A 706-nucleotide genomic window follows, 5' to 3' on the forward strand; every position below is an offset into this window, starting at 1 on the left:
CTTATAGACTTAAGCAGATATTACTAAACTTTATTAGTAACGCAGTAAAGTTCACGCAAAAAGGTACTATAAAATTAGTTGCGAACATAACAGATAAAAATGAGTTATATATTGCAATTATCGACAACGGCATTGGTATTTCATCTGAACAAGCATCGAGTTTATTTCATGCATTTACTCAAGCAGACTCCAGTACCAGTAGAGATTATGGCGGTACAGGTCTAGGATTATTTATCAGTAAACAATTAGCTGATGCTATGTCTTTACAACTTAATATGCATAGTACAGTTGGGATTGGGTCTTGTTTCTCTATCACATTACCCGAAGAAAAATTAATTAATAACGTTGCCATAACGCATGATGAAATCAACATTATTCAAAATGACATCATAGACTGGAAAAAGAAAAGCATCTTATTTGTTGATGATGTAGAGGATATTAGAGACTTAGTAGCAATTTACCTAAAAGATACCGGAATAAGTATAGATTTTGGTGTCAATGGTGAAGAAGCAATACAATTAGCATCTCTAAAAAATTACGATCTGATCATATTAGACCAACAAATGCCAGTTATCGATGGACTTACCGCTGCAAATACAATAAGTGCGATGAATAAAAATATTCCTTTATTATTATTAAGTGCTGATATTTTTTATGATGACAGTGAAAAAAATAGCTCTTTCAACAAAAAAATCACAAAACCTTT

At 31.6% G+C, this 706-nt stretch carries 1 protein-coding gene; it reads left to right on the plus strand.

Features of this window, described 5'->3' with window-relative positions; all coding sequences use genetic code 11:
* The coding region (locus tag MMG82_RS21395) for an ATP-binding protein (RefSeq protein ID WP_241407420.1) at nucleotides 1-706 on the plus strand (706 nt) is incomplete at both ends.

Source organism: Shewanella sp. MM_2022_3 (genome assembly GCF_022557375.1).
GTDB lineage: Bacteria > Pseudomonadota > Gammaproteobacteria > Enterobacterales > Shewanellaceae > Shewanella > Shewanella xiamenensis.